Source organism: Verrucomicrobiota bacterium, from assembly GCA_016871675.1.
Classification (GTDB): domain Bacteria; phylum Verrucomicrobiota; class Verrucomicrobiia; order Limisphaerales; family VHCN01; genus VHCN01.
In genome coordinates, this window is sequence record VHCN01000107.1 from 1 (window position 1) to 6,364 (window position 6,364).

At 66.0% G+C, this 6,364-nt stretch carries 5 protein-coding genes; 1 reads left to right on the forward strand and 4 read right to left on the reverse strand.

Annotated features, from left to right (window positions below; translation table 11 throughout):
* Positions 1–308: 308 nt before the first annotated feature.
* Positions 309–575 carry a 30S ribosomal protein S20 gene (gene rpsT, locus FJ386_14740; protein ID MBM3877943.1) on the forward strand — a complete coding sequence of 89 codons (267 nt, stop codon included), beginning with the start codon at positions 309–311 and terminating at the stop codon, positions 573–575.
* 89 nt (positions 576–664) lie between these two features.
* Here rpsT and FJ386_14745 read toward each other — a convergent pair whose 3' ends face one another.
* The 4 genes from FJ386_14745 to FJ386_14760 form a co-directional block, all read right to left on the reverse strand.
* On the reverse strand, positions 665–2,935 hold the full coding sequence (locus FJ386_14745) for a hypothetical protein (GenBank protein ID MBM3877944.1): 2,271 nt from the start codon (positions 2,933–2,935) through the stop codon (positions 665–667).
* Entirely contained in the window at positions 2,932–3,675 is a 744-nt protein-coding gene (locus FJ386_14750) for a hypothetical protein (GenBank protein ID MBM3877945.1), read from the reverse strand. The genes FJ386_14745 and FJ386_14750 overlap by 4 nt, the downstream gene beginning before the upstream one ends.
* Complete coding sequence (locus tag FJ386_14755; GenBank protein ID MBM3877946.1) at positions 3,672–5,060, reverse strand: hypothetical protein; 1,389 nt, start codon at positions 5,058–5,060, stop codon at positions 3,672–3,674. Before FJ386_14755 ends, FJ386_14750 begins: the two co-directional genes overlap by 4 nt.
* Positions 5,061–5,067: 7 nt before the next feature.
* Positions 5,068–6,364, reverse strand: a 1,297-nt coding sequence (locus FJ386_14760; GenBank protein ID MBM3877947.1) for a type II/IV secretion system protein, incomplete at its 5' end; no start/stop codon positions are given.

The following is a 6,364-nucleotide window of genomic DNA, read 5'->3' on the forward strand; positions in this document are numbered from 1 at the left end:
CTCGGGGCGCGCAGGCACCGCCATTCGAATCGGGTCCAGACTCGTCCGCTCATTGAAGCGATTCACGCTAGGGCGAGGACGCCTCCGCCCTGACGGGAGCCCCTGGCGGAAGTTCCGTGCGCCGCCCCGGTGGTGCGCGTGGTTTGCGCGGTCGAGTTTGCGGCCGCTCCGTCCGATCGGCACACGGTTTGGTTTGCTTCGAGCCTTGGAATGCAGACGAAGCCGGACGGGCGCGGAAGGAGGCAGGCGTTGACAACGTTCGGCGAACGGATACGGTGTCGCCCGCTTGTTCTGAACCGAAGCCCTGAATTATGCCGAATACCAAGTCCGCAGAGCGCCGCGTGCGCAGCACTGAACGCAGGCGCCTGCGCAACCGCCGGGTCACCGGCAAACTCCGCCGCATTGAGAAGCAGTTCCGCGCGCTCGTCACCGCCGGCAAAAAGGCCGAAGCCGCCGCCGCGCTGGTCGAAGTGACCTCGGCCTACGCGAAGGCCGCGAAGTCCGGCATCGTTCATGCACGGACCGCGGACCGCAAGAAGTCCCGCCTCGCCCTTAGCGTCAACCGGATCAAGTAGCCGGCGTGGGGCGGGCGTCCGGCCTGTCCGGCGCAACGCCGGAGGCTTCGTTGCTGCGGACAGGCTGGAAGCCTGTCTGCCCGGCGTCCTTACTTCTTGTGGGGACTTTCTTTCGCCTCGCGCTCGCGCTGCATCCGCTCGAGCTTCTCGATCTCCGCCTTGTTCCGCTCGGCGCGCTGCTTTTCGTCGTCGAGGATTTCCTTCTCCGCGCGCACCACTCCGAACATTTTTTCGCGCTCCTTTTGCGCGGTGACCGACGCCATCTCGGGCGTGGGCAGCACGGTGGGGCGGATGAGCACGACGAGTTCGGTGCGCTTGACGGATTCGCTCGTCGAGCGGAAGAGCACGCCGAGTCCGGGGATGTCCTTGAGGCCCGGGACGCCGGTGCGGCCGCGGCTTTTCTGCGTGGTGATGTAGCCGCCGAGGATGATGGTGTCGCTGTCCTTGACCGCGACCTTGGCCGTGGCCTGGCGCTTGGTGGTGGTGGGCACCTGGTTGTTGTCGATGGTCTGCGTGGGCCCGAGTTGCTCGATGTTCTGCGCGATGTCCATCACCACGAGGCCGTCTTCGTTGATGAGCGGCTGCACCTGGAGCTGGATGCCGATGTCCTTCTGCTGATAGCTCGAAGTGGGCGTGCCGCCGAGGTTCGCGTAGGTGGCGTTGATGTAGGGCACGGTGTCGCCGACGAAGAGCGTGGCGACTTCCGCGTGCGAGGTCTGGATGCGCGGGCGCGAGAGCACGTTGACCGTGCTGTCGGTGGCGATGGCCTGCAGCGCGACTTCCCACGCCTTGCCGAGGTTGGCGAAGTAGCTCAAGCCCTGCGGCAGGCTCTGGTTGGCGACGTTCGTGAGGCCGGAACCGAAGATGGCGTCCGTGCGGATGCCGCCGCGGCCGGTGAAGTTCTCGCCGAACTTCTTCTGGTTCTGCGCGGTGGACACGCCGAGCTTCTTGGAGTCGTCGAGCGTGACTTCGAGGATGATCGCCTCGATGAGCACCTGTTTCTGCACCTTGTCGAGTTCCTGGATGAGCTTCTCGACCATCGCGAGTTCCTGCTTGGTGCCGATGGCGAGGATGGAGTTGTTGCGCTCGTAGGTGATGATCTTGGCCGCGCCGAGCAAGGGCGCGCCGCCGCCCGCGGTGCCGCGCGAGGCCTGGTTGACGATCTGCTGGAGCCGGTTCTGGAAACCGGCGGCCGCCGCGGCGGGATTCGCCTGCGGAAGCCCGGCTGCCGGCTGCACCTGCCCGAACGGCTGCTGCTGCTGCTGGCCGGGCACGCCGGGGTTGAGCCCCTGGAAGCCGCCCGTCACGCCGCCGCCCGTGGTCGGCCTGCGGATGCCGCTGCGGGTCGTCGCCCCGGCCGCGCCCGTGCCGCCGACCGCGCCGCCGGTGGTGAGGCTGCCGAGCACGGAGGCGACCTCCGCCGCGAGCGCGTAGCGGATGGGGAACACGCGCAAGTCCTCCTCAAGCGGCACGGCCTGGTCGATTTTCTCGATGATCTCCATCATGCGTTTCACGTTGATGGCATAGTCGCGGATGATGAGCACCTGCGTGGTGTCGATCGGGAGGATGCCGCCTTGGATCTTCGCGAACGGCTGGATGGCCGGGACGATCTCGCTGGGCTTGACCTCCTTGAGCTGGATGATCTTGGTCATGAACTGGCTCGCCTCGGGAAGTTCCGCGGCGTTGGTCACGCTGTTGAACGCCGCGCCCTCCTGCAACGAGCTGGCCTGCGGCACGACGGAGACGAACTTGTCGCCGACGGGAATGGTCACGATGCCGTTGAGCGCGAGCACGCCTTCGATGGCTTGAATGGCTTCATCGACCGTCAACTCGGTCTGCGACTTAATGTTGATCGTCGTGGTCGCCACGACCGCCGGCGATCGCAGTATTGTTCTCCCCACTAACTCCGCGTAGTGCTCGAGCACTTGCTCCAAGGGCGCGTTCACGAATTTCAAGTGGCCGGGCGGAACTGTCTTATCCGTGCGCGCAGAGACGCGCAGGCCGGATTTCGCCGCCTGCGTCGTGGCCGAACCGGGCGCCTGCGACGCGGGCGCGGGCGCAGCCAGGTTCGCGGGCGTGTTCACCGGCGTGATGGTCGTTGCCGTCGGCGCGGGGATGGGGACGGCGGCGGCTTTCGCGGACGGGCTGAGCGGGACCGCCGTCGCCGGCGGCGGCTGGGACGCGGGCGCCGGGGTGTTCGTGCCTCCGAGCGGGACCGGTTGCGCGCGCGTCGGAATGACGATGGGCTGGCCCGCGGGCGTGGTGATGGTGGTGACGGGCGAAACGGGCCCGGGCTTGTCCTGCGCGTGGAGGCTTGCGGCGAAGGCCAGCGAGAGGAGTGTGGTGATCTTGGTTTTCATGGTCTTCGCGGGGTGGTCGCCGGCGTCTTTGCGGCGGCGAGTTTCTGGTAGCTGGCAACGACGGTGACGGAACCCATCAACTTCGCGCCGGTCGGGTCCGGTTTCACGGTGAGGTCGCGGACGCGCAGGAAGGAGTTGTCGGCACTCAGCGCGACGAGGAAGTCGAGCAGTTCCTTGTCGCCCGTGGTGTGGAAACTGAGGCTGAGCGACTGCTCCTCGAAGAAAACATTGCCCTGGGCCGGGCGCGGCTGGCCGGGGTTGTAGTTCTGCACTTGCACGCCGCTCTTGGCAGCCTGCGTCTGCACCACGCGCAGCAGTTGCACGGCGACCTCCTCGCTGGCGAGCTTGTGGCCTTCGTCCTCGAGGCGTCCGACTTCCTTCTGGTAGGCCGGGAGCTTGTCCACCTCGGGTTGGCGATCCCTGAGGGTTTGCTTGCCCTTGTCGATGCCCGCTTGCACCACGTCCCATTTCGTGAACTCGGGGAAGACGAACCACCATTGGAGCACGGCGAAGAGCACCACAAAGATCGCCACCACGAGGCGCCGCTCGAAGGCGGACAGGCCGAGCTTGTCGAAGATGCTCTGCCGTCGCGCGCCCTGCCCGCGTCCCGCGCGGGCGGCAACCCAGAACCCGAGCGCGAGCAGCAGCGCCGCGATGACGCCAAGGCCGATGAACACCAGCGGTTGCTGGTCCGGCGTGAGGCCGAGCGACTGCGTCAGGTTGTCGAGCAATTCCTTCATTTGATCTCGGCGGGACGCAACTCACACGTCGCATTCCAGCTCATCATGGCCGCGCCGGGCGCCGAGCCGATGTTGCCCTGGTTCACTGAACTGAACAGCGGCTGCCCGTTGACTTCGACGGCGCGCAGCGCGACGACGAAGTCCGTGATCTTGGTGACTTCCGCAGCCGGAGCCACGCCGCGCAGCGTGAAGCGCGAGCCTTGCGAGAACGAAAAATCCGTGAGCGTGAGGCCCTCGGGCAATCGCGCGGCGGCGGCCTTCAAGCCCTCGAGCGCCGCATACTTCAGCGAAATCTGCTCCTTCATCACGGTGATGCGGCCCTTGGTGACCAGGGCGTTCGTGTAAGTCTGGCTGAGGCTCGCGACCTGCGTGTCGAGTTCGGTCTTTTGGAATTGAAGCAGGTTGAGCGCGACGAGATACGACACGACGCCGAGCACGTAGAGACAAAACACGGCGATGAGCCCGCGGGCCATCACGCGGTCCTGCCACTGAGAGCGGTAACGCGACGCGATGTCGGGCGGGAGCAGGTTCGCGAGGCTTTCTGCGTTCGCGGCTCGGCGGGCGCTGGCGGCCGCGAGCGCGGCGTCGGCGAGCGGTTCTTGAACCGTCACGGTTGCCGCGCCGCCGTCCGAGAGGATGCGCTCCCACGCGGGCGCGGAGTCCTTGTCGCCCACGAGGTGCCAGCGCGGCGGGGAGGTGAGCCAGCCTTCGAGTTCGCCGGCCCACACGGTGGCTTCGAGGTGCGAGGAAAGTTCGCGCGGCCACTGGTCGGCCTCGGTGAGGTTGGCGAGGCTGAGATTCTGCAACGCGCCTCCATACCACCACGCGACGAGGCAGCCCGTGCGCCCGCCGTCGGTGAACGGATACACCCACGCGCCGTCCGCGTCGGGCTTTGTGGCAAGCACTTGATGCAGCATCGGCGCTTCGAGGCGGTCGGGTCGAAACCCGACGCCCTCGAGGCGGCCGAGGAATTGTTGCACGGCGTCCCGTGCCGCGATGCAGACGACGACGGTCTGCATCTCCGTCGGCACCTTGCCGTGATACGGCACGGGCTCGAACGACCATTCGATGTGGGTGACGGGCAGCGGGGAGAGTTTCTCGAGCTGGAACTCGATCATCTGCGGCAGTTCGGCAGGCTCGCACTTGGGAAGCTGCACGACGCGCAGGAAAACCTGGTCCTGCGGGAGCCACGCGATGTTCAGGCGCGGGTTGAAGAATTCCTGCCAGCCTTTGTTCACCCAGCGCGCGGGCAGCGGCTGGTCGGGCGCGGTGTGATGCTCACCGGCGGCCGAAGCCTTGCCGCCGGATGTCGAGAACCGCCACAGCTTGCGGCGGTCCGCGCCGAGCAGGAGGACATTGCACGAGTTGGGAGGCGTGGGCTTCACGGCGCGTTCATCCTCTCTTCACCCAAAACTCCGTCCGCCCGTCGTCCATCAGCGACTTGAGGTGTTCTTCGGTTTGTGTGACGCGGATGACTTCCTCGATGGTGGTGATGCCGGCTTTGACCTTGCGCCAGCCGTCCACGCGCAACGTGCGCATGCCGCCCGTGATCGCCTCGTGCGCGATGGTCGAGGCGGGCGCGCGGTTCATGATCAGCGGGCGCAACTGCTCGTTGACGAGCAGCAGTTCGTGGATGCCCGTCCGCCCCTGATACCCAAGCTGGCGGCAGTCCTCGCAGCCCGCGCCTTTGAGGAACTTCGTCGAATCAATTTCCTCCTCGGGAAAGCCGATGCGCTTGAGGTAGCTGCGCTCGACCTTCTGCGGCGCCTTGCAGATGGGGCAGATGGTCCGCACGAGGCGCTGCGCCATCACGGCTTCGAGCGACGAGGCGACGAGGAACGGCTCGATGCCCATGTCGATGAGCCGCGTGAAGGCGCTCGGCGCGTCGTTCGTGTGCAGCGTGCTGAAGACGAGATGCCCCGTGAGCGCCGCGCGGATGGCGATTTCGGCCGTCTCGAGGTCGCGGATTTCGCCGACCATGATGACGTTCGGATCCTGCCGGAGGATGTGGCGCAAACCGACGGCGAACGTGAGCCCGATGTCCGAGCGCACGGCGATCTGGTTGATGCCCTTGAGCTCATACTCGACCGGCTCCTCGATCGTGATGATGCGCTTCGTCACCGAGTTGATCGAACTGAGGAACGCGTAAAGTGACGTGGACTTGCCCGAGCCGGTCGGCCCTGTGACGAGGAGGATGCCGTGCGGCTTGAGGATGAGGTCGCGGATGATCGTCTGCTCGTGGTCGGGGAAGCCGAGCTTGTCGAGGCCGAAGAAAATCTTGCCGCGCGTGAGCAGGCGCAGCGAAAGGCTCTCGCCATAGACGGTCGGCACGGTGGAGACGCGGATGTCGATCTCCTCGCCCTTGATGCGGACGTTGATGCGGCCGTCCTGCGGCAGGCGCTTCTCGGCGATGTTCATGCCGCTCATCACTTTCACGCGTGAGATGAGCGCGGCCTGGTATTTCTTCAACTGCGGCGGCATCGGCGTCTGGTGGAGGATGCCGTCGATGCGGTAGCGGATGCGCAGTTCGTCCTCGGCAGGTTCGAAGTGGATGTCCGTCGCACGGTCTTTGAAGGCTTCCCAGATGATCTGGTTGACGAACTTGATGACGCTCGCTTCCTGGTCGTCGCCGGTGATTTCCTTGCTGTCGCCGACGATGATCTCGACGGGCTCGTCGTCCTCGATTTCC